Source organism: Methanobrevibacter millerae (assembly GCF_001477655.1).
Lineage (GTDB): Archaea > Methanobacteriota > Methanobacteria > Methanobacteriales > Methanobacteriaceae > Methanocatella > Methanocatella millerae_A.
On sequence record NZ_CP011266.1, the window covers coordinates 826,527 to 846,176 of the forward strand.

Genomic DNA, 19,650 nt, shown 5'->3' on the forward strand with positions numbered 1-19,650 from the left:
ATTATGAATTTGATGGCAGATATTTTAATTAATGTAATTGTAGCATTCCTTGCAGGTAGTTTGCTTTTAGGACTGCACAGAAAAGTAATGGCACGTGTTCAGAAAAGGCCAGGTCCGCCAATCATACAGCATCTGTTGCATTCTTTAAAATTCTTTTTTAAAGAAACATCTTTTCCAAAAACTGTTTCAATGCCATTTTATATTGGTATAGTATTCATTTTGGCTGCAGTTTGGGTTGTTGGTGTTATTGTAGGTCCGGTTGCTCATGATTCCTTATTGATTTTATTCGGTGTTTATGCAGTATATAAAATTGTGGAACATAATTCAGGGTCTAGTTCTGGTTCACCTTATGGGAAAGCAAGTTGTGTAAGGGCTGTTTTGTCAGCAGCTACTGAACTACCGTTATTTGCAGCAATTGTGCTTGTTTATTTAAAAACAGGGTCAATGAATATAGGAGAAATTATTAGTTATCAGGCGGTTAATGGTCCATTGGCATTTTCAATACCTCTTGCGGCTATAATGTTTTTCTTGTTATTATTATCAAAATCTCCATACTCTCCATTTGGAATAACAAAAGACAAAGCATTAATATCAGGTTTTGAAACAGAACACTTTGGATTTTTAAGAGGATTTATAATGTTTTCAGAATCCATCTCATGGTATGTGATGTTATGGGTTTTCTTAACTATATTCTTCGGACCGTTAAATGCTGTAGGCTATGTTATTGGAATGATTGTAATAACATTCATAACAGGATTTATAAATTCAACGACTCCAATTTTAAATCCGAATCATTCTGTAATGAGTCAGATAACTATGGGAGCAGTATGTTTTATTGGAACAGTTATAATGGTGTTAATTTAAGGATGGGGATAATATGAGTTCACAGAAAGTAATTGTATATTTAACTTCATTGGTTGCAATAGGTATTGTTGTTGTTGGATTACTTGCAACAGTTCTCCATTCCACAATGTTGGCTCCAATCCCAGTTTTGGGCTTGATTTTAGCTGTTCTTGTATTGCTAACTAATAAAGGTCATTTTGCACATACAGTCGAAAATATAGAAAAAGCAATGTTTTTCATAACATTTATAGTAATCATATGTTCATTCATATTGCTTTACAAACCGATTTAAGGTGATATCATGTTAAATTATTTAGTTTATTTACTTACATTTGTTATTGGTTCCATTTTAGGATTATTGTATAGCTATAAGTTGCATGGTGAACCTTATGTCGCTGATAGCAGTATAGATACAAAAACCTGCATAATGTCAATTGTAGGCTGGACATTGGGTATAAATTCAGGAACAATTATCCTTGGAGGAATTGGATTTCTCCTTGCAGGTTTCGTATTGAATGAAAGGCCTGGATATGGAAGAAAGGAAACTGCCATTGGTTTGGCTATAGCTATAATTGTTTATATATTATTACACTTGACAATGTGATGTGATTTCAATGGATGATGAAGCAAAATTAGAATTAATGAAAGATCGTATAGTTAAAACCTATGTTTGTCAAAAGGATATTATAAAACCTTTATCCAAGGATTTTGATTGTACACCCGAAGAATTGGAGCATATCTTTTTTGAGAAATTGGACATGTCCCAATTATTAGCATTTCATGCTACCTTTGAAACTTCACAATATGAATGTTTAATTAATAAGTTACATGCTGATTTAAGGCTTTGTTGGTTTATAGGCACTCTTGAACTGGTTTCTAAAGATGATGCAGATGAACTTAAAGTAAAATTGGCACAAAAAATAATGGATGGTCAAGATTATTCTGATGTTTTAAAAGAAGGTCAAAAAGAATTATTCGAATTGATAAAAAATTCTAAATAAAGAGGGAGAAAATGTTAGATTCAATTAAGGATGTTGTGAGAAAAAGTTCAATTCACGTCTGCATTGTAAATTGTGGAGGATGTAATGGATGTGATGTTGAATGTGTTGCATTATTATCTCCTAGATATGATTTGGAGCAATATGGTATTTATGTTCATAACAATCCTCGTGAGGCTGATGTTCTATTGTTGACTGGTGCTGTTACAGAACAATGGAGAGAAAATTTAAAAAGAGTTTATGATAAAGCTCCTGAACCAAAAATTGTAGTAGCTATTGGAAACTGCCCTCAATCAGGAGATGTATTTAATCAGGAAGGAGGTCATGTTTATGCTCCTGCTTCTGATTTTGTCCCTGTTGATGCTGCAGTTTCAGGATGTCCTCCAAGGCCTAGTGAAATTTTAGAGGCTATTCTGGCTGTTGGTCCTCAAGCTATTGCTGATCGTGGGAGGGAAAAGAGATGATATTGCCTATTGGTCCTATTCACCCTGCTTTAAAAGAACCTATAAGACTCAAACTTCAAACTGAAGGAGAGAAAGTAGTTAAGGCAGAAATTGAATATGGTTATGTGCATAGAGGTATTGAAAAGATTATTGAAGGTCAAACTTGGCAGAGAGGTATTTATTTATCTGAAAGGGTTTGTGGAATCTGTTCATATGAACATACTCAGACTTTTGCAGAAACAATAGAGAATATTTGCGGTGTTCAAGCTCCGCCTAGAGCACAATTTTTAAGAGTAATCACTAATGAATTGGATAGAATTCAAAGTCATTTCCTTGGAAACTCAACCTTTTTCAAATCCATGGATCATGAAACTCTATTTATGCATGTGTTGGAATTAAGGGAATATGCGATGGATTCCATAGAATTGTTAACTGGAAACAGGGTAAATATGGGTTGGAATGTTGTTGGTGGAGTTAGAATGGATGCAGATGAACGTCATTTCAAACCTATTTTGGAGAATCTTGAAAAAATTGAAGAAGGCTTTGAAAGGTCAAGAGAAATCTATGCTGAAGGTCCAGCTTTAGGTCTTCGTTCCAAAGGTGTTGGGGTGATGACCAAAAAAGAAGCTATAAAAGGAAGAGCAGTCGGACCCATAGGCAGGGGTTCCGGAATTAAACATGATTATCGTGAAGACCACTATACTTATAAGGATTATTTTGATTTCAAAACCATTTGGAGAAAAGAGGGAGACAATTATGCAAGGACATTGAACAGGTTTGATGAAATTCCTGAATCCATTAGTTTAATCAGACAAGCTATTGATAATATTCCTAAAGGAGATGTCCGTGTTCCTGTTGAACTTAAATCAGGTTATGCCCAATGGAGAAATGAGGCTCCTCGTGGTGAAGTAACATATACTATTGAAACTAATGGTAATCTGATAAAACATATTTCAATTAGAACTCCAAGTATTGCTAATATGGATTCATGTGCGAAATACATGATTAGAGATGTGCCTTCTGTTTCTGATGCTGTTTCTACTTATGCTTCATGTGATCCTTGTGTTGCATGTGCAGAAAGAGTTGCAGTTACAAATGAATATGGAGAAACTTATTTAACTGATATTGGTGGGGTAAGGTAAAATGTCTTCTTTAATGTGGTATATTTATGATTTTGCAAGAAAAGCATGGGCAGATGCTTTTACCAATGCTCAAAGTTTACCTGAACTTGCTGAAAAGCCTCAGAGGTTTAGGGATTTTCCAAAAGTAAATAAGGAATACTGTATTGGTTGTGGGGCTTGTACGGTTTCATGCCCTTCACCAAATGCAATTAAGATTGTTCGTGAAAAAGATGATGAAACCGGTGAAGGTTTGACTTATCCTGAAATTTTCCCTGGCGCTTGTATCCGCTGCGGTTTTTGTGCTGAAGTATGTCCTACAGATCCGAAGACATTGGAATGTGGTGAAAACCATTTAATAATGCCTGAATTCAATATCATTCCATCCAAAAGACAATACATCGTTGATGATTACTTATGCATCAAATGTAAAAAATGTATGAAAAAATGTCCTGTAAATGCAATATCTCTTGTAAACGATAAATTGCAGGTTGACCAGCTTAATTGTATTGCCTGTGGGGAATGTGTTGATGTCTGCCCGGTTAACGGTGCAATGAAAGGAGTATTTGTTGAAAACCTACAAGACCAAAAAGACCTGATTCTTTTAACCGTTAATTATCTTGAAGATTATATTAACTCTAAAGAATGTGATTTAAGGGCACTTGAAAAAGACCGTCTGCTTCAGTATGACGTTCCTTTGGATGAAATTTGGGATGAGGCTCTTAAGATTATTCCTGATGATGAAGTAAGTTTTGAAATTATTTCCAATGCAGTCAATAGACTTAAAATCAGAATTATCGATTGGGATAAAAGTAAATGTGAAAAATGTCAGTTGTGTATTCCTGAATGTCCGACAGGATGTATTTCTTTTGATGAAGAGAATGATACAATTGTCAGAGATAAAGATAGATGTTTAAGATGCAGTATATGTTACCAAACATGTCCTTTCTCAGTAATTAAATATTTCATTGCTAAATTTTCACTGGAAGATGATAGGATTATCCACACTACTGTGAAGGCATCTAATTTAAATGAGGAGATTTTAATGGAGTGAGTGTTATGATTGACAGTTATACTAAGACTCCAAGGCCATTGAGACATGTAGATGTTGATTACTTGATTAATCAGACAAAATGTCAGGATTGTGATGATAAGCCTTGTCTTAACTCATGTCCTATTGATGCAATTTATATGGATGATGTTGATGGTCTTGTAAAAATTAAAAATACTTGCTTTGGTTGTGTTTTATGTCGTAATGCATGCCCTTATGATGCAATTTCATTAGATGTTCAAATGGATCCTCCAATTAAGGAAGAAGTTCCGAATATTAATATTAAATTATGTAAAGCCTGTGGAGCATGTGTGCAGGCATGTAAAAACGGTTCCATTCATATTAAAAGCGATGGAAAAAATCCTCCACATAGTGAAATAGATAAGGATACCTGCATTCGTTGTGGTTTCTGTTTTAGGGTATGTCCTACGGATGCAATCAAATACGGTCAGTTGCTTCCTAAAACAGTTAAAGGAGGTAAGGCGATTGTCGTCAACCAGGATAAGTGTATTGGCTGTATGACCTGTACAAGGGTTTGTCCTTCTACCGGTGCAATCAATGTTGGAAGAACTAATAAATTGCCTTATATCAATCCAGGATACTGTGCAAGGTGTGAGGAATGTATGCATTCATGTCCTTCAACGGCAATCAAGTACTCTTCACGTAAAAAAGCCTATAAAATGTACAGTGAAATCAAATCATATGATATCGTATCAGGTATTGTAGACAATGACATGAAAAGGCTTTCCCTTGATTTGATAAGTTTGAACTCTGTTTTAAAAAGGGTTGCCAATTCCATATCTTTGGAATTTGACGATTCAAACTTTGAAAACTTTATTGAATGTAAGGTTAATGACCATATGGAAAAAGAGTTGCGTGTCGTTCTGGATTCAAGTATTGATGTTAATAACTTTGATAAATTATTCGGTTCTTATCTGATGGACAGAAACATTGAAGTCTATACCAAAAAGTGCATTGCCTGTGGTGAATGCTACAATGTATGTCCTGTTGATGCAATAGAGCTCAATGGCCCAAATCCAATTTCAATTAATGATAATTGTGTTTTCTGTGGAAAATGTGTTGAACAATGTCAATTTGATGCTATTGGGGCTTATGATGATTATTACTATAGCAAGAACACGGATTTATATTATGCACGTTCCTACTTGTATAAGCAAAGGGAAGGGGATTTCTCACTATCTTCCACAAAATGTCAGGCTTGTGCAATTTGTGTGAGAAACTGTCCGACTGATGCTTTGATCTTAAAGGATGATCATGTTGAATTTGTTGAAGACAACTGTCTTTACTGCAGAACTTGTGAAGCGATTTGTCCTATTGATGCAATAAGGATTATTAACTTTAGGTGAATTGATGTTTGAAAAATCTTTTATTACGGACTGTGAAGGCCCACTTACGCTCAATGATAATGCATTTGAATTATGTGAACATTTCATTGATGATGGTGATAAATTATTTAAGATTTTAAGTCTGTATGATGATTACTTGGTAGATATAGTTAAAAAAGAAGGTTATAAAGCAGGTAATACTTTAAAGTTAATTTTGCCTTTCTTTGTACTTGAAAAACTTACAAATGATGATTTGATTGATTTTTCAAAAAATCATATTTATGCAGTAAGGGATTCAAAATTCCTTTTAAAATACTTGAAGGAAACTATGAATACTTATATAGTCAGCACTAGTTATGGTCAATATATTGAGGCACTGTCCAATTATATGGAATTTCCATTTGAAAATACATATTATACAAAAGTTGATGTGGATGCCTTGTCTTTAAATGAAGATGAATTGTCAAAAATTTCACAATTCAAAGTTCAGATACTGGAAAATCCTGAAGACTATGAATTGTTTGATGAAATTTTCTTTTCTCAAATTCCTGGGATGGGCATTTATGAAACTATCAAAAAAATTGATGTCATAGGTGGTTTGGGAAAAAAATTAGCCATTGATGATATAATTGAAAATGATAAAATCGATATTAAACAGATGCTCTATATCGGAGACAGCATTACAGATGTGGAACCATTGGCATTTGCTCGTGACAATGATGGGATATCCATATCCTTTAATGGTAATGAATATCCTCTAAACGTGGCTGAAATAGCTATTGTATCTCCAAGCGCAGTAACTACTGCAGTAATTGCTAATGTTTATGCAGACAATGATAAAAATAAAGTTTTACAGTTCATTGAAGAATATAACTCCAGTGATGATTTGGAAAAATTATTCAAAGACTATGAAGTTAATCAAGACATTAATGATAAATTCTTTGAAGTCTTTGATAAGGATGAATATCCTATTATTAAAATAATTACTCAAGAAAACTATGATGAAATACTTAAAAAAAGTGTAGATATGCGAAATAATATTCGTGGGGATGACATAGGAGGACTTGGATAAAATGAATTATGATAAAGTTGAAGATACCTTTTTTGAAGCTTTTGAAGGCAAATATGTAAGAGCTTTAATTACTGGCCCGACCGAAAAGATTGTTAAAAGGGCAGCATATGACTCTACTTCAACCCCTAGTGCGGTTATCGGTAGGGTAGAAGGTGGTGTTGAAGGATTTTTAGGTAAAGATGAAACCCCTGATGGACGTTTTGGTGCTGTTGTTCAGTATTGGTTAGGTGGTGACGATAAGGAAAAATTTGCCTTTGAATTATCTTATCGTTTAAGGCAGGATGTATTGGTCAAGCCGTTTACACGCATATTTGACTATTCTGATAGTGAAAGTGATGACTACATTGAAATGATGGATATTGTCGGCCATTGTGGGGATGGCTGGGAATGGATTGTAGAGGAATATGGTCGTCGTATGATTAATGTGCCTATTGCAGTTCCTGATTTTCAAATTGAAGAAAAATTCAGAATTAATGATGGAATAATGGGAGGAAACTTCTGGTACTTATGTGAAACTCCTGAAGCGGTATTAACTGCAGGAGATGCTATTATTGATGCCATTATGGAAGTTGAAGGTGCTACTGCACCATTTGATGTTTGTTCAGCAGCTTCAAAACCTGAAACAAATTATCCGGAAATCGGACCTACTACAAATCATTACTACTGCCCTTCATTAAAAGAGCGTCTAGGTGACGAGTCCAAAGTTCAGGATAATGTAAATTATATTCCTGAAATTGTTATCAATGCTACAAATACTGATGCGATGTTTAAAGCTTTAAAGGCAGGTATTGATGCAGCTATTGATGTTGATGGTGTTATTGGAATATCTGCAGGTAATTTTGATGGTAAACTTGGAGATAAAATTTATAATTTATTGGATATATTGAAATAAGGTTTTAGCATGGAAATATTTGATGATGATTTGAATGCAGAAGTTATAGGGTTTGGAGCTCTGAATGTTGATAAGCTGTACTCTGTAGAAAATATTGCGGGAGCAGATGAAGAAAGTTTTATTAAAACTAGTCAGGATACTCCTGGCGGATCTGCGGCCAATACGATTGTAGGATTATCTAAATTGGGAGTATCCACTTCAATTATCGGTAAGATTGCTGAAGATGATGATGGTGATTTAATTGAATACAATTTGGCAATGAATGGGGTTTTCTCAAATAATCTGATTTATGCCGATAGTGGAAGTACCGGCAAATGCTTAGGCTTCGTTGACTCTGAAGGAAATAGGTGTCTTTATGTTGATCCGGGAGTTAATGATGAAATTGTCATTGATGAAATTAATACATTAAACATTATGAGATGTAAGATAATGCATTATACTTCATTCGTCGGTGATTCATTTAAAACTCAAATTGATTTGCTTGATAATTTGAATAAAAACGTTGTTTTGAGTTTTGATCCGGGAATGTTATATGTTCAAAAGGGAATGGATGAAATTAAACCTATTTTGGATAGATGCGATATTTTACTTATAAATGAATCAGAATTAAGATTATTGTTTAACGATGAGGAATCTCCATATCAGCAATTGGCTAAAAGTCTTTTGGATGATGGAATTGGTACAGTTGTTGTTAAAAGAGGTTCTGATGGTGTTTATGCTTGCAATAATAATGAAGAGTGTGATGTTGGTGTATTTGAATGTGATGTTGTTGATACTACGGGAGCTGGTGACAGTTTCAACAGCGGATTCTTATACTCATATCTAAAAGATTATACTTTAGAAAAATCATGTGAAATTGGTAATTGGGTAGCTAGTAAAGCTATAGAAGGTTTTGGGATGGATAAATTCCCTACGTTAAATGAATTAAATGAATTTATTGGATAAAAAAGTTACATAGGTTGGTATAAAAATGAATGTGTCGTTTATAAAGCAGATGAAGAATTTGGAGCGTGAAGTTCTTTTAAAATCTGTTGAATTAGATGATGATGGCGATGATTTCCAATTTGAATTAGACAGTTTTAATGCGGAGGAAGAAATTATTGCTGTTGCACCAAAATGTGTAAGATGTAATACGTGTGTTGGAACATGTCCGGTAGGTGCTATTGAACCGGCTAATATTTTTAGATTAGCTAAAATTACAGATAAATGTGTCAAATGTGAAATATGTGTTCAAACTTGTCCTGTTGCTGCAATTAAGTTAATTAAAAATACTGTTGCTTATGAAGGAGAAGGTGAAGATGCCTATATGGAGTACAGTTTGAATAATGTTAGTTGTCCTCATAGGGTAGTCAGGATGAATGAAATTGAAATTGATTATTCTCAGGATAACAACTGGCAGGACTGTGCTGATTTATGTCCAACCAATGCATTTACTTTGGAATTTAAAGAATTTTTTGAAAATTTGGGCTTTGATGTGGGTATTGACTTGGATGAAGATACATTATATCCTCATATTAATAAGAAATTATGTATTGGATGCAGTGCCTGTGTTGAAATTTCAAAAAATGAAAATGCTATTGCATTAGATAGAATAATTGGTCCTATAGTTCATTCAAGGAAAATAGATGTTAACCATGATTTATGTGTTAACTGTTACTTGTGTGAAGAGAATTGTCCTGTAGAGGCCATATGGCTAGAAGATGGAGAAGTTGTCTTAGATGATGAAAAGTGTATTCGCTGTGTAGAATGTACTAATCATTGTCCAGTTGGAGCACTACAACGTGTAGAAATTGAATAGGAGGGTTTGTTTTGAAAGCTAAAGAGTTAATGGATAAAGAATTTGTTTATTTAAACTGTGATGATAATGTTGTTGAAGTTTCTAAAGTTATGGAGGAGATAAGGAGATTTACATGTCCTGTTGTCAATGATAACAAACAGTTGGTTGGATGGATAACTTCTTTTGATATAACAAAAGGTTTAAGAGAAGGAAATGAAAAAATCAAAGAGATTATGAGCTCTTATGAAGAAATTACTACTATTCATGAAGATGCTCCTGCAAGACTTGCTGTCGTTTTAACTGCAAATAATAAGTTTGTTACCGTTCCGGTCATCAATGATGACAATCAGGTCATTGGTATGATCCGTTCCTGTGATATTGTTGAATTATTGTCAGAGCTTTATGATATTAAAGTATACAAATTGTATGAAGCAATGCAACATCAATTAAAAGGAGTTACATGGGAAGAATTGATGTCCGCTTCAGCTTTGGTATCTAAAAAGACAACAGGTGTAAAAATATCTCCTGAAGATTATGAAGCAAATATCATGAATGCTACATTTGGTGAAGCCATATGGGCAACTGGAGGATTAGAAAAATTCTTTGCAGGCCTTATTTCTGTTGGTGAAATGGTAATTGCTCGTAAAGTTGGTAAAGCTAGAAGATAATTTATATTTATCCAAATTATTAGTTTAAAGTTGTTCATATTAGTTATGGACAACTGTATTTAATATATGGTAGCATGATAATTGTTTTGGCTAAAGCATTTCCGAAAGATGACAATGCAAAAAATCAAATAATTGAATTTTCAAAATATTTAATAGAAAACTCCAAACTTGAAGAAGGAAATATTGATTATAATTTGCTTGTGGATACTTCCGATGATTTTTTAATGTTTGTTGAAAAATGGGAATCTGTTGAAACTCTACAGAAACACATGCAAACCAAGCATTTCATTGAGTTTGGTGAAAATATTGGAAATTTAGTTTCTGGTGATCTTGAAATTGATGTTTTCGATTCAAAAAAGCTTGAATTTTAAGTTTTTTTATTTAATTAGATTTTTGCTACTGTAACACAATTGGCAGTGTGCCGCCCTCGTAAGGCGGAGGTTGCGGGTTCAAGTCCCGTCAGTAGCTTTCACTATGCAAAAGTTTATTAATATGTATTTGTAAAATTGAATAGGAGGTTGAAATATGAAAATGGAAAATACTATTATTATAATATTGATTATCGTAATTATTTTCGCTACTGGATTTGTTGCTTTGATGAATATGGGTAATTTTTCTATTTCACACCAGGATAATGGAACTAATACAACTAATACACATCCAAATGTGTCTACAAATACTGATAATTCCCATCCTACTCAAAGTACAGATTCTGGAAGTTCTTCTTCTAGTTCTCAAAGTTCAGGCAGTTCTTCTTCTAGTTCTGGAAGTTCTTCTTCTGGTTCAGGTAGTTCATCTTCCGGATCAGGTAGTTCATCACAAGATAGTTTCACACCAGGTCAAGCACCGGGAACTGCAAATAAGGGAGATTTCGATTAATCTCTTTTTTTAAATTTTTATATTTTTTTTAATATTGGATAAAAACCTTATTTTTATTATATAATTCGATTGTTTTCATTTTTAATATTTGAAAATATGGCTTTTTTTGTAATTTTCTATTTAATAATGTTTTTTATTACTGTTTATTGTGTAATTGTTGACCGTGAATTGAATGATAATGGTTATATTATGTCAGGTCTTGGGGATGGGGAGATAGAATTCAGGGAATTAAATAATTAATTTTTCTTCTTTTTTTTAATTAATTTTATATATTATTAAATCATAAATTTAATTATTACAAGTACTTGTAAGAAATTTTTTTAAGATTAAATATTATTTTAAAATAATATCATGGGATTTTTATGGAAAGAAAAGAAACAGTAACGTTAATCATATTTATTATAGCAACAACTCTTTTAAGTACTGCTCAAAGTATTGTTACAACGGGGCTGGCCGGAATAATGGCTGATTTTCATGTATCTTCCACTACTGCTCAATGGGTATACTCATCATTTTTACTTGTTTTGGGAGTAATGATTCCGACTTCAGCCTTTATTGCTCGTAGATTCAATATCCGGACAATTATCGTGTCCTGTTTGGGATTATTTTTGGTAGGTTCTATTTTGGCATATATTGCACCTACAATTGAAGTATTGATTTTTGCAAGGGTAATTCAGGCTGTCGGATCAGGCATATTGTTGCCGATAACTCAAATTGTGCTTCTTAAAATCATTCCTGTTGAAAAATGGCAAGTGTATATGGGATTATTCGGATTTATCATTGGAATCGCTCCTGCTTTAGCGCCAACTGTCGGTGGAGTCATCATAGACTCTGTAGGTTGGAGAGAAATTTTCCTATTGTTTGCAGTCATAACCTTTGTATTGATGGTAATATCTGCAATAGGAGTTAAATTGGAATTTGAAACTTCAGATTATTCTTTGGATATCTCTTCACTGTTTCTCTGTGTAGTTGCATGTGTTGGAATAATGCTAGGATTTTCAAATATTGCAGCAAACGGATTTGACTTGATATATGTTATCCTGCCGATTGTCATTGGTTTTATAGCATTAGTCATATTCTCACATCGCCAGTTCAATATAAAATATCCTCTTTTGGACTTGAGAATATTAAAGCACAAGTATTTCTTCTTCGGAACATTATTTTCCGCAATATTGTATTTCACAATGTGTGGTTTGAATGTTATAATGCCTTTATTTGTTCAAAATGTTGCCTATCACTCTGCAACAGAATCTGGATTGGTATTGCTTCCTGCAACGATTATAATGATTGTCTTTAATTTCATTGGTCCTGTTTTGGCAAATAGAATTGGTGTTAGAAAAGTATTGATTGCTTCATGTATATTTTCAATTGTCGGTTATTTGGTAATGATGACCTATGATGTTAATTCAAGCATCAACTATATGATACTCACTCAGGTACTGAGGGCTATTGGTGCAGGTTTAGGTTTAATGCCTGCTGTAACATGGACTATCAGTGTCGTGTCCGGTAACGTTGAGGATGCTACTGCCATTAACAATACCGTAAGACAAATCATTGGTGCAATAGGTTCTGCACTTGCGGTTGTATTGATGGCTGTATTTGCCGGAGGAAATGTTGACCACAATGCAATATCCGTTACTGCATTTGGCGAAACATCTATTGTCATGTCAATTTTGGCTGTTGTGATGTTGGTCATAGTCATTTTATTTGTGCATGACGACGTTGAAAAAGTGGAAGTTTAACAAATTTCCATTTTTTATTTTTTTAATATATATTCTATTTTATTGATAATGTGATTTTCACTTCTTTTTCAATTATTTTGTTTTCAGGATAAATATTTATTATAGTCAACATATAATGTTTCATTTTTTTTAAGCATTATTTTAAGTATTCAGTACCTTAATTTTTGGTGAGATTTTGTTTTTTTAAATCAAATAATAACTTATTTATTATATTTTTAATATATAAAATATTATCTCACTGGAGGATTTTTAATGAACAAGAGTGATTTAGAAAGAGATTACTATATGCTTAAAGGACCACTCGCAAAGAAAGGTTATGACTGGTGGTGGCATTCTTTAACTGCATATAATAAGGAAACTGGGGAAGCAAAACCATTTTTCATTGAATATTTTGTATGCAACCCTGCATTGGCTGAGGATGAACCTACTTTAGGTCAGGATCCTGAAAATCAAAGATTAGGTAAAAGGCCTTCTTATTTCATGATGAAGGTCGGAACATGGGGTAAAAATCCAAAACAGATACATAATTTTTACTCAATGAAACAGTTCCAGTGTCCTGATGATAAATTGGATATCCGTGTAGGAGACTGCGCATTGACTGAAACCCATATGAAAGGGTCATGTACAGTAACTGAGGAAGATGCTAAAAATCACCCAGAATATATGTCTGATGCAGGAGACATGAGATGGGATTTGGATATCGATAAGCAGATTACATTTAATGTAGGTTATGGTGCAAACAAGTTATTCAGAAAATTAAACTCATTTGAAATGTTTTGGCATGCTGAAGGAATCAAGACCCAATATAGCGGTACTATCTGGTTGGATGGAGTTGAATATGAAGTTATTCCTGAAAAATCCTATGGATATGCCGATAAGAATTGGGGAGGAGACTTTACCTCACCATGGCTTTGGATTTCATCATGTAACATAACCAGTCTTAAAACAGGCAAGAAATTAAATAACTCTGCTTTTGAAGCGGGTGGTGGAAGGCCAAAAGCATTTGGTATTGAAATTCCGCGTAAGTTATTGATTGGTTTTTATTATGAAGGAACAATGTATGAATATAACTTTGCCAGATTCTGGAATCTTGTCAAAATTGATTTTGACTTTGAAGAAGGTGATGATGTCCATACATGGCATATTAATGCATCAAATAAGAATTCACGAATGGAACTTGTATTGTACTGCAAACGTGAAGAAATGATGCTGTTCAATTATGAAGCGCCTGACGGCCAAAAACGTCACAACCGCTTATGGAATGGTGGAAACGGTTGGGGTGAAATCAAGCTTTATAAAAAAGATGGTACCTTAATTGACCATGTGAAAATCGAAAATGCGGGCTGTGAATATGGAGAGTATTGCTGATGATATTCTCTGATATTGTAGCTTTAATTATTGTTTATGCTTATGTTGCAGTAATATTTGTTGTAGCTGAAAAAGTTTTAAAAACAAAACCTGAGGTTTCACGTAAATTTCTGCATATTATGGTAGGTAATATGATTTTTGCCATGCCATTTTTCTCAGATCCTTGGGTTATGGTTTGGTTTTTAACTTTGCCGATTACAGTAGTGCTGTTCTTCCTTACTGAATATTCACCTATTAAAATTGATAATAGCGTAACCGAATCAGGTCATGCATTGGGATTGTTCTTCTATGCGGGAATCTGGACAGTATTGATTGCAGTATTTTCAAACTACTTGTGGATTGTTGCTTTGGCTATTGTTCCTATGGTTTATGGTGATGGATTTGCAGCTTTAATTGGTCAAAAGTTCGGCAGAATAAAATACAAAGTATTCGGAGGTACAAAATCTCTTGAAGGATCACTTACAATGTTTGTTGTTACAACTGTTATGAGTGTGTTCGTATGGATGGTTTTTACAACTATCGGTTATCCAATGCCAAATTTTAATTTACTAGCTATTTTAGGTATTTCTGCTATTGCTACAATCTGTGAAGCTTTAAGTTATGGTGGAATTGATAATTTAACGGTTCCTGCCTTGACTGCAATTTTATATTATTTGGTAACTATCACATTATAGTTACTTTCACTTTCTATTTTTTGCATTTTGATTTATTGTTTTTGCACTTCATCAACTTCGATAATTATCTCTTTATAAGTAATTAATCTTACTATTATTAACGAAAGTTACAGAGGTAATTAAAATGAATGATTATGATAGGGCAGCAGAAAGAGTTGATAAAAAAATTAAATTTTACAATGAACTTAAGGCTTATGTAGTCGTCAATGCTGTATTGGCGATAATAAACTTTTTTGTATCACCGTTCTTCTGGTGGGTATTGTTTCCGGTATTTTTCTGGGGAATAGGTATTTTGGTTGATTTTTTCAAAGCATTTATATTTGTTGACAATTATAGTGAAGAATATAGAAAAAGAAAAATAACCGAAGAAATGGAGAAAATGAAATTATGAGGGTAGATTTATTTTTTTCAAGAGACATAACTGAGCCGCATGCTGAAATTCATACAAATGAATTAACTGAAAATATTCAGCATGCAATTAATCTTTTGGAGGATGACTCAAAAAGCAATATGCTTGCTGTTAAAAAAGGCAAGGACATTACCTTTTTGGATTTTGATGAAATATTCATGATTCGTGTTGAAGACAAGCAAGTGAAGGTTTACACAGAAAATAATGAATATCAAGTGAAAAAAGCATTATATCAGGTTGAAGAATCCTTAAATCAAAATTTTGTTCGAATTTCAAAAACAACCCTTGTCAATATTAAAAAAATTGACCGTGTTGCACCTTCACTTAAGGGGATGATGTTCATAATGCTAAAAAACGGTTTGAAGGATAATATTTCAAGAAAATATTTGCCTGATTTTAAAAGGACTTTGGATTTGTGAGGTGTTAATATGCAAATTTCAAATTTGATTGAAAGAATTGCTTTAGGAGCTTTTGTAGGTTGTTTTATTGTCAGTTTGGTTGAAGTATTGATTGCTCTTCAGTCAGGACCACAAAATGTTAGTTTTTCAGGCTATGATGTCATCAATGCATTTTTAGGATCAATTGTTATTGGATGGGGATTTTCATTAAGTGGATTCATATATGAAAATGACTGGCCGTTGCCTGCTCAGGTTCTATTCCAGATGGGGATTGGTTTTGCAGTGTTGTTCTCTGTTGCAATATACTTGACATGGCTTCCAATAACTTTGGGCGTTGGTGTAATCATAGAATGGGTAACTATTGCAGTTATTTTTGCAGTTATGTTCTGGTTAGGATTTTATATATATTATTATTTGCAAGCTCGTGATATAAATAAAAAATTAGATTAATAGAGAGGTTATAGGGGAATTAATCCCCTTATCTCTTTAATATATACAAATGGGTGAGTAATATGAATTGTTAAATTCATTGTGAATTTAATAACAATAGTTAATATTCACAATTAAGACTATTGTTATATTAATTATTTAAATATTTTGCTTGAATCCACATTCACTGCAGACTTTCGTTTGAAAATGAATTACTCCACCACATTCAGGACACACCCATTTTTCCCTATCTTGCATCATCATTTTTCCAATACCTGTGGTTTTAATTCTTTTTGCACTATTTAATGTGTTTAAATCATGTCTTTTGACATACTTTTTTGAATGCTTTTTCATTAACGGACATGGAAACTCACTGCATCGTCCACAGTAGCTGAAGTTTTTAGTATCAAAACAAGTTTTGATTTTACATTTTAAACTAGCTTTATTTTTACCATCGTCTCCAATTAAACAACCGACACAGGGGTTTTGATATCTCTCACAACTAATACAGTTAACTCCGCATGGAGCAAATAATTTTGAATCAATAGTATCTGGCATTTTCATAGTTTCTACTCTCTTTACAAAAATTATATTAATTTAAAAATAAATATTTTTTTATACAAAAGGTTAAAACTGATTTAGATGTCATTGATTATTCATCCAGAAGTAAATAAACTGAAAGAGCAATTAACCCAGAGGATTTATGAATATGATAATTTGGTTAATCATGTATGTCCTGAAATTGAAAGAAGATATGTTCTGGAATTTGGCCTGCATGAGTATAAACTCTATTCTCTAGAGCTTGAAATAGACAAATTAAGAAGAAAACTTCATTTGATACAAATAGAAATCAATCATGAAAATGAAATTAATATGGATGTGATTGATAAAATCATTGCAAAAGAGTTTGAGGAATATGACAAACAGGTGCAGGCTCAGATTGATGAGATCAATTTCATAAATGAAAATAACCCTGAAAAGTTATCTGAAAGCGATTCCAAAAAACTGAAAAAGATTTATCGCTGTCTTGTTAAAAGATTGCATCCTGATTTAAATCCTAATCAGTCACTCTTTGAATTGGGTTTGTTTTATAAGGCAGTAAAGTCATTTCAACAGGGTGATTTAAGGGGATTGGAATCTGTTGTAGCTATACTTCCTGATGAAAATGCTGAAGAAGCATGTGAAATTGACAATCTTAAAAAGTTAATTAATGACTATGAAGAATTGATTGATAAAGTTAAGAAGGATTATCCGTACAATAAAAAGAATCTTCTTGATAACAGAGAGGACCATGACAAATATATGTCAATGCTTCTGGAACTGATTCGCGATAGGGAAAATGATATTGAAAAACTTGAAAATAATATTAATGGCTTGATTTAAATGTCAAACATTCAAAAGCCCGATTCGGACATTACAAATTTCGTTGGTTTTATCCAAAAAGGAGGTAAACTCAAATCTTTTGGTAAAGACATATTTTTAATTGAAGTACATGTTGCCGGCCTTGACTATATTGATGATATCGATGAGATTTTCAATGAATTGGAGGTCAATGCCAGATTAGAGTTATTCCGCGAAGCTAAAAATGAATATGACAAACATGCAATTCTAGTCAAGTACAACGGTCAAAAAATTGGTTATGTGCCAAGAAAGGATAATTATGTTCTCTCAAAGTTGATGGATGGTGGAAAGCAGCTGTATGGTGTTGTTGAAAGCTTTGGCATTGATGAAGTTTATGAAGGATATCCATTTAAATTTGTAAATTTCAAAATCTTTCTTAAAGACCATTAAAAACATTAACTTTATATGTATATAAAACAAATATTTTATTACTGTTAAAATTTTAGCAGTTTACTTTTTTTGGGATAATTCCCATTGGATGTGGCTTTTATAGCTGAACAAAAAAAAGGTGAAATTTATGTATAAATATATTAGAGATGCTTGGAAAAACCCAGATGAGTCCTACGTGCGTGAACTCATGTGGCAAAGAGCTCCAAAATGGAGACGTCAAAAAGTAGTACAAAGAATCGACAGACCTACAAGGTTAGACAGAGCTAGAAGCTTAGGTTACAGAGCTAAAAAAGGTTTCGTTTTAGTAAGAACCAGAGTAAGACGTGGTGGAAGAAGGAAATCACGTTTCAAAGGCGGTCGTAAACCTAAAAGAATGGGTGTAAACAAAATCACTCAAGCAAAATCTATTCAAAGAATCGCTGAAGAAAGAGTAGGTAAAAAATACCCTAACTTAGAAGTATTGAACTCCTACTGGGTATGGTCTGACGGAAAATACAAATACTACGAAGTTATCTTAGTAGATCCACAAAGTCCTTCTATCATTAACGATAAAAAAATCAATTGGATTTGTTCTAAAAAACACACTAACAGAGCTTTAAGAGGCTTAACCAGTGCTGGTAACAAAGGACGTGGAATAAAATCTAAAGGAAAAGGTAGTGAACAAGCAAGAAGAAGAGATTTATAATCTCTCTTTTTTTACTACTCTTTTTTGATTTTCATGATACATAACATTAAATTCAGAGTCTTCGTTTACGAAAATGAAGATGTTGATGAATTATCTCAAGCTATTTTGAACATTTTACCCGAAGCTGAAATAGAAGCTGAAGAGGCTGAAGGTTTGACTGAAGATAAAATAATAATTTTATCAGGCACTGTTTCTAAAAAAAGATATACTAAAGAATTTTTCAACTTGCTTTTGGAATCCGTTGATTTGGATAAATTAAATGATGATTTAGAGAGAAAAATGGATGAAAAGGGGAACTGGTTTTTAAGATTTGACAAGGAAGATGCCATTGATGAAAAGATGACCATCAAGGATTCCGGAGATTCCATTCACTTGAAAATTAAAATAGCAGCATATCCTGCTAAAAAGGAGATTGCAGTTGATAAAGTTCGTGAAGCTATTTTTGATAAAAATTAATCTATTTTTTTAATGAATTTTGCGGGAACACCACCGACAACTGTTTTTTCCTCAACATCTTTTGTTACAACGGCTCCTGCTGCAATGATTGCACCATCTCCAATAGTGATTCCTGGCAATATTGTTGCATTTGATCCAATCCAAACCTTGTCTCCTATTTTTATTGATGAAGGACATAGGTTTCCTCTCTTTTCAGGGTCTTCTTCATGATTAAGCGTTGCCAGAACAACATTGTGTCCAATAAGCACATCATCACCTATGTATATGCCTCCCTGATCCTGGAATTTGCAGTCAGAGTTGATGAAAACATTTTTTCCTAAATGAATATTTTTACCAAAATCTGTATAAAATGGTGGAAAAACTCTGAATTCATCATCAACTTCTTTCCCAATCAATTTTGAGAATAGTTTTTTTGTTTCTTCAAATTCATGGTATTGATAATTTATTTCACATGTTATCTTTTGTGCTTCTCTTGAATAATAATTGCATGCTTCAGCAGCTTCTTCATCCATTTCTAATGTTTCGCCAGCATTGAAAATTTTTAGTAATTCTTCTAGTTCTAACATATTAATTATTTTTTTAATTTGAAATATAATAATTTTTACATTTAA

General features: G+C 33.0%; 27 protein-coding genes and 1 tRNA gene. 26 read left to right on the forward strand and 2 right to left on the reverse strand.

The features are described from left to right. The first annotated feature begins 3 nt into the window (after positions 1-3). The 22 genes from SM9_RS03550 to SM9_RS03655 all read left to right on the forward strand — a co-directional run bounded on the left by SM9_RS03550 (position 4) and on the right by SM9_RS03655 (position 16,128). A complete protein-coding gene (locus SM9_RS03550; RefSeq protein ID WP_058738828.1) occupies positions 4-864 on the forward strand; it encodes a respiratory chain complex I subunit 1 family protein in 861 nt (286 codons plus the stop codon). A gap of 13 nt (positions 865-877) precedes the next feature. Further along, a complete protein-coding gene (locus tag SM9_RS03555; protein WP_058738829.1) occupies positions 878-1,135 on the forward strand; it encodes a hypothetical protein in 258 nt (85 codons plus the stop codon). 9 nt (positions 1,136-1,144) lie between these two features. Continuing rightward, the gene (locus SM9_RS03560) at positions 1,145-1,447 is read left to right on the forward strand and encodes an energy-converting hydrogenase subunit EhaL family protein (RefSeq protein ID WP_058738830.1); all 303 of its coding nucleotides are present in this window, start codon (positions 1,145-1,147) and stop codon (positions 1,445-1,447) included. A gap of 10 nt (positions 1,448-1,457) precedes the next feature. After that, positions 1,458-1,844, forward strand: coding sequence for an EhaM family protein (locus SM9_RS03565; protein ID WP_058738831.1), 387 nt, complete (start codon positions 1,458-1,460; stop codon positions 1,842-1,844). An 11-nt stretch (positions 1,845-1,855) separates the two neighbouring features. Continuing rightward, the gene (locus tag SM9_RS03570) at positions 1,856-2,305 is read left to right on the forward strand and encodes an NADH-quinone oxidoreductase subunit B family protein (RefSeq protein ID WP_058738832.1); all 450 of its coding nucleotides are present in this window, start codon (positions 1,856-1,858) and stop codon (positions 2,303-2,305) included. Next, positions 2,302-3,426: a hydrogenase large subunit gene (locus tag SM9_RS03575; protein ID WP_058738833.1), complete on the forward strand. Its 1,125-nt coding sequence runs from the start codon at positions 2,302-2,304 to the stop codon at positions 3,424-3,426. Before SM9_RS03570 ends, SM9_RS03575 begins: the two co-directional genes overlap by 4 nt. A 1-nt stretch (position 3,427) precedes the next feature. Beyond that, positions 3,428-4,456 (forward strand): 4Fe-4S binding protein, encoded by a 1,029-nt coding sequence (locus tag SM9_RS03580; protein ID WP_058738834.1) that lies wholly within the window; start codon positions 3,428-3,430, stop codon positions 4,454-4,456. After that, on the forward strand, positions 4,453-5,820 hold the full coding sequence (locus tag SM9_RS03585) for a 4Fe-4S binding protein (RefSeq protein WP_058738835.1): 1,368 nt from the start codon (positions 4,453-4,455) through the stop codon (positions 5,818-5,820). Before SM9_RS03580 ends, SM9_RS03585 begins: the two co-directional genes overlap by 4 nt. Before the next feature lie 4 nt (positions 5,821-5,824). After that, positions 5,825-6,871, forward strand: coding sequence for a hypothetical protein (locus tag SM9_RS03590; protein WP_058738836.1), 1,047 nt, complete (start codon positions 5,825-5,827; stop codon positions 6,869-6,871). Position 6,872: 1 nt separating this feature from the next. Continuing rightward, complete coding sequence (locus SM9_RS03595; protein ID WP_058738837.1) at positions 6,873-7,763, forward strand: formylmethanofuran--tetrahydromethanopterin N-formyltransferase; 891 nt, start codon at positions 6,873-6,875, stop codon at positions 7,761-7,763. A 9-nt stretch (positions 7,764-7,772) separates the two neighbouring features. Next, positions 7,773-8,708 (forward strand): carbohydrate kinase family protein, encoded by a 936-nt coding sequence (locus SM9_RS03600; protein ID WP_058738838.1) that lies wholly within the window; start codon positions 7,773-7,775, stop codon positions 8,706-8,708. A 25-nt stretch (positions 8,709-8,733) separates the two neighbouring features. Continuing rightward, entirely contained in the window at positions 8,734-9,561 is an 828-nt protein-coding gene (locus tag SM9_RS03605) for a 4Fe-4S binding protein (RefSeq protein ID WP_058738839.1), read from the forward strand. A gap of 11 nt (positions 9,562-9,572) precedes the next feature. After that, on the forward strand, positions 9,573-10,208 hold the full coding sequence (locus SM9_RS03610; protein WP_058738840.1) for a CBS domain-containing protein: 636 nt from the start codon (positions 9,573-9,575) through the stop codon (positions 10,206-10,208). Positions 10,209-10,294: 86 nt separating this feature from the next. Beyond that, positions 10,295-10,579, forward strand: a complete 285-nt coding sequence (locus SM9_RS03615) for a putative quinol monooxygenase (RefSeq protein ID WP_232299170.1) — start codon at positions 10,295-10,297, stop codon at positions 10,577-10,579. A gap of 24 nt (positions 10,580-10,603) precedes the next feature. Continuing rightward, positions 10,604-10,676: transfer RNA gene (locus SM9_RS03620), tRNA-Thr, on the forward strand. Between the two features lie 57 nt (positions 10,677-10,733). Beyond that, entirely contained in the window at positions 10,734-11,087 is a 354-nt protein-coding gene (locus tag SM9_RS03625; RefSeq protein ID WP_058738842.1) for a hypothetical protein, read from the forward strand. A 362-nt stretch (positions 11,088-11,449) separates the two neighbouring features. Continuing rightward, positions 11,450-12,829, forward strand: coding sequence for an MFS transporter (locus tag SM9_RS03630; RefSeq protein WP_058738843.1), 1,380 nt, complete (start codon positions 11,450-11,452; stop codon positions 12,827-12,829). A 252-nt stretch (positions 12,830-13,081) separates the two neighbouring features. Next, positions 13,082-14,197, forward strand: coding sequence for a tocopherol cyclase family protein (locus tag SM9_RS03635; RefSeq protein ID WP_058738844.1), 1,116 nt, complete (start codon positions 13,082-13,084; stop codon positions 14,195-14,197). Further along, a complete protein-coding gene (locus SM9_RS03640; RefSeq protein ID WP_058738845.1) occupies positions 14,197-14,871 on the forward strand; it encodes a diacylglycerol/polyprenol kinase family protein in 675 nt (224 codons plus the stop codon). The genes SM9_RS03635 and SM9_RS03640 overlap by 1 nt, the downstream gene beginning before the upstream one ends. A gap of 124 nt (positions 14,872-14,995) precedes the next feature. After that, a complete protein-coding gene (locus tag SM9_RS03645; protein ID WP_058738846.1) occupies positions 14,996-15,262 on the forward strand; it encodes a 2TM domain-containing protein in 267 nt (88 codons plus the stop codon). Beyond that, positions 15,259-15,699 carry a LytTR family DNA-binding domain-containing protein gene (locus SM9_RS03650; protein WP_058738847.1) on the forward strand — a complete coding sequence of 147 codons (441 nt, stop codon included), beginning with the start codon at positions 15,259-15,261 and terminating at the stop codon, positions 15,697-15,699. The genes SM9_RS03645 and SM9_RS03650 overlap by 4 nt, the downstream gene beginning before the upstream one ends. A 9-nt stretch (positions 15,700-15,708) precedes the next feature. Next, on the forward strand, positions 15,709-16,128 hold the full coding sequence (locus tag SM9_RS03655; protein ID WP_058738848.1) for a DUF3021 domain-containing protein: 420 nt from the start codon (positions 15,709-15,711) through the stop codon (positions 16,126-16,128). A 138-nt stretch (positions 16,129-16,266) separates the two neighbouring features. Here SM9_RS03655 and SM9_RS03660 read toward each other — a convergent pair whose 3' ends face one another. Continuing rightward, the gene (locus SM9_RS03660; protein ID WP_058738849.1) at positions 16,267-16,671 is read right to left on the reverse strand and encodes a DUF3795 domain-containing protein; all 405 of its coding nucleotides are present in this window, start codon (positions 16,669-16,671) and stop codon (positions 16,267-16,269) included. Between the two features lie 78 nt (positions 16,672-16,749). Here SM9_RS03660 and SM9_RS03665 point away from each other — a divergent pair, with 78 nt between their 5' ends. From SM9_RS03665 to SM9_RS03680, 4 genes are all read left to right on the forward strand, one after another. After that, positions 16,750-17,490 carry a hypothetical protein gene (locus SM9_RS03665; RefSeq protein WP_058738850.1) on the forward strand — a complete coding sequence of 247 codons (741 nt, stop codon included), beginning with the start codon at positions 16,750-16,752 and terminating at the stop codon, positions 17,488-17,490. Then, positions 17,491-17,898 carry an HIRAN domain-containing protein gene (locus SM9_RS03670; protein ID WP_058738851.1) on the forward strand — a complete coding sequence of 136 codons (408 nt, stop codon included), beginning with the start codon at positions 17,491-17,493 and terminating at the stop codon, positions 17,896-17,898. 127 nt (positions 17,899-18,025) lie between these two features. Next, the gene (locus SM9_RS03675; protein WP_058738852.1) at positions 18,026-18,583 is read left to right on the forward strand and encodes a 50S ribosomal protein L15e; all 558 of its coding nucleotides are present in this window, start codon (positions 18,026-18,028) and stop codon (positions 18,581-18,583) included. A gap of 33 nt (positions 18,584-18,616) precedes the next feature. Beyond that, the gene (locus tag SM9_RS03680; RefSeq protein WP_058738853.1) at positions 18,617-19,039 is read left to right on the forward strand and encodes an RNA-binding protein; all 423 of its coding nucleotides are present in this window, start codon (positions 18,617-18,619) and stop codon (positions 19,037-19,039) included. Here the strand turns inward: SM9_RS03680 and SM9_RS03685 are convergent. Further along, a complete protein-coding gene (locus tag SM9_RS03685; protein WP_058738854.1) occupies positions 19,036-19,605 on the reverse strand; it encodes a sugar O-acetyltransferase in 570 nt (189 codons plus the stop codon). The two genes, SM9_RS03680 and SM9_RS03685, sit on opposite strands and share 4 nt — an antisense overlap. Positions 19,606-19,650: the final 45 nt, after the last annotated feature.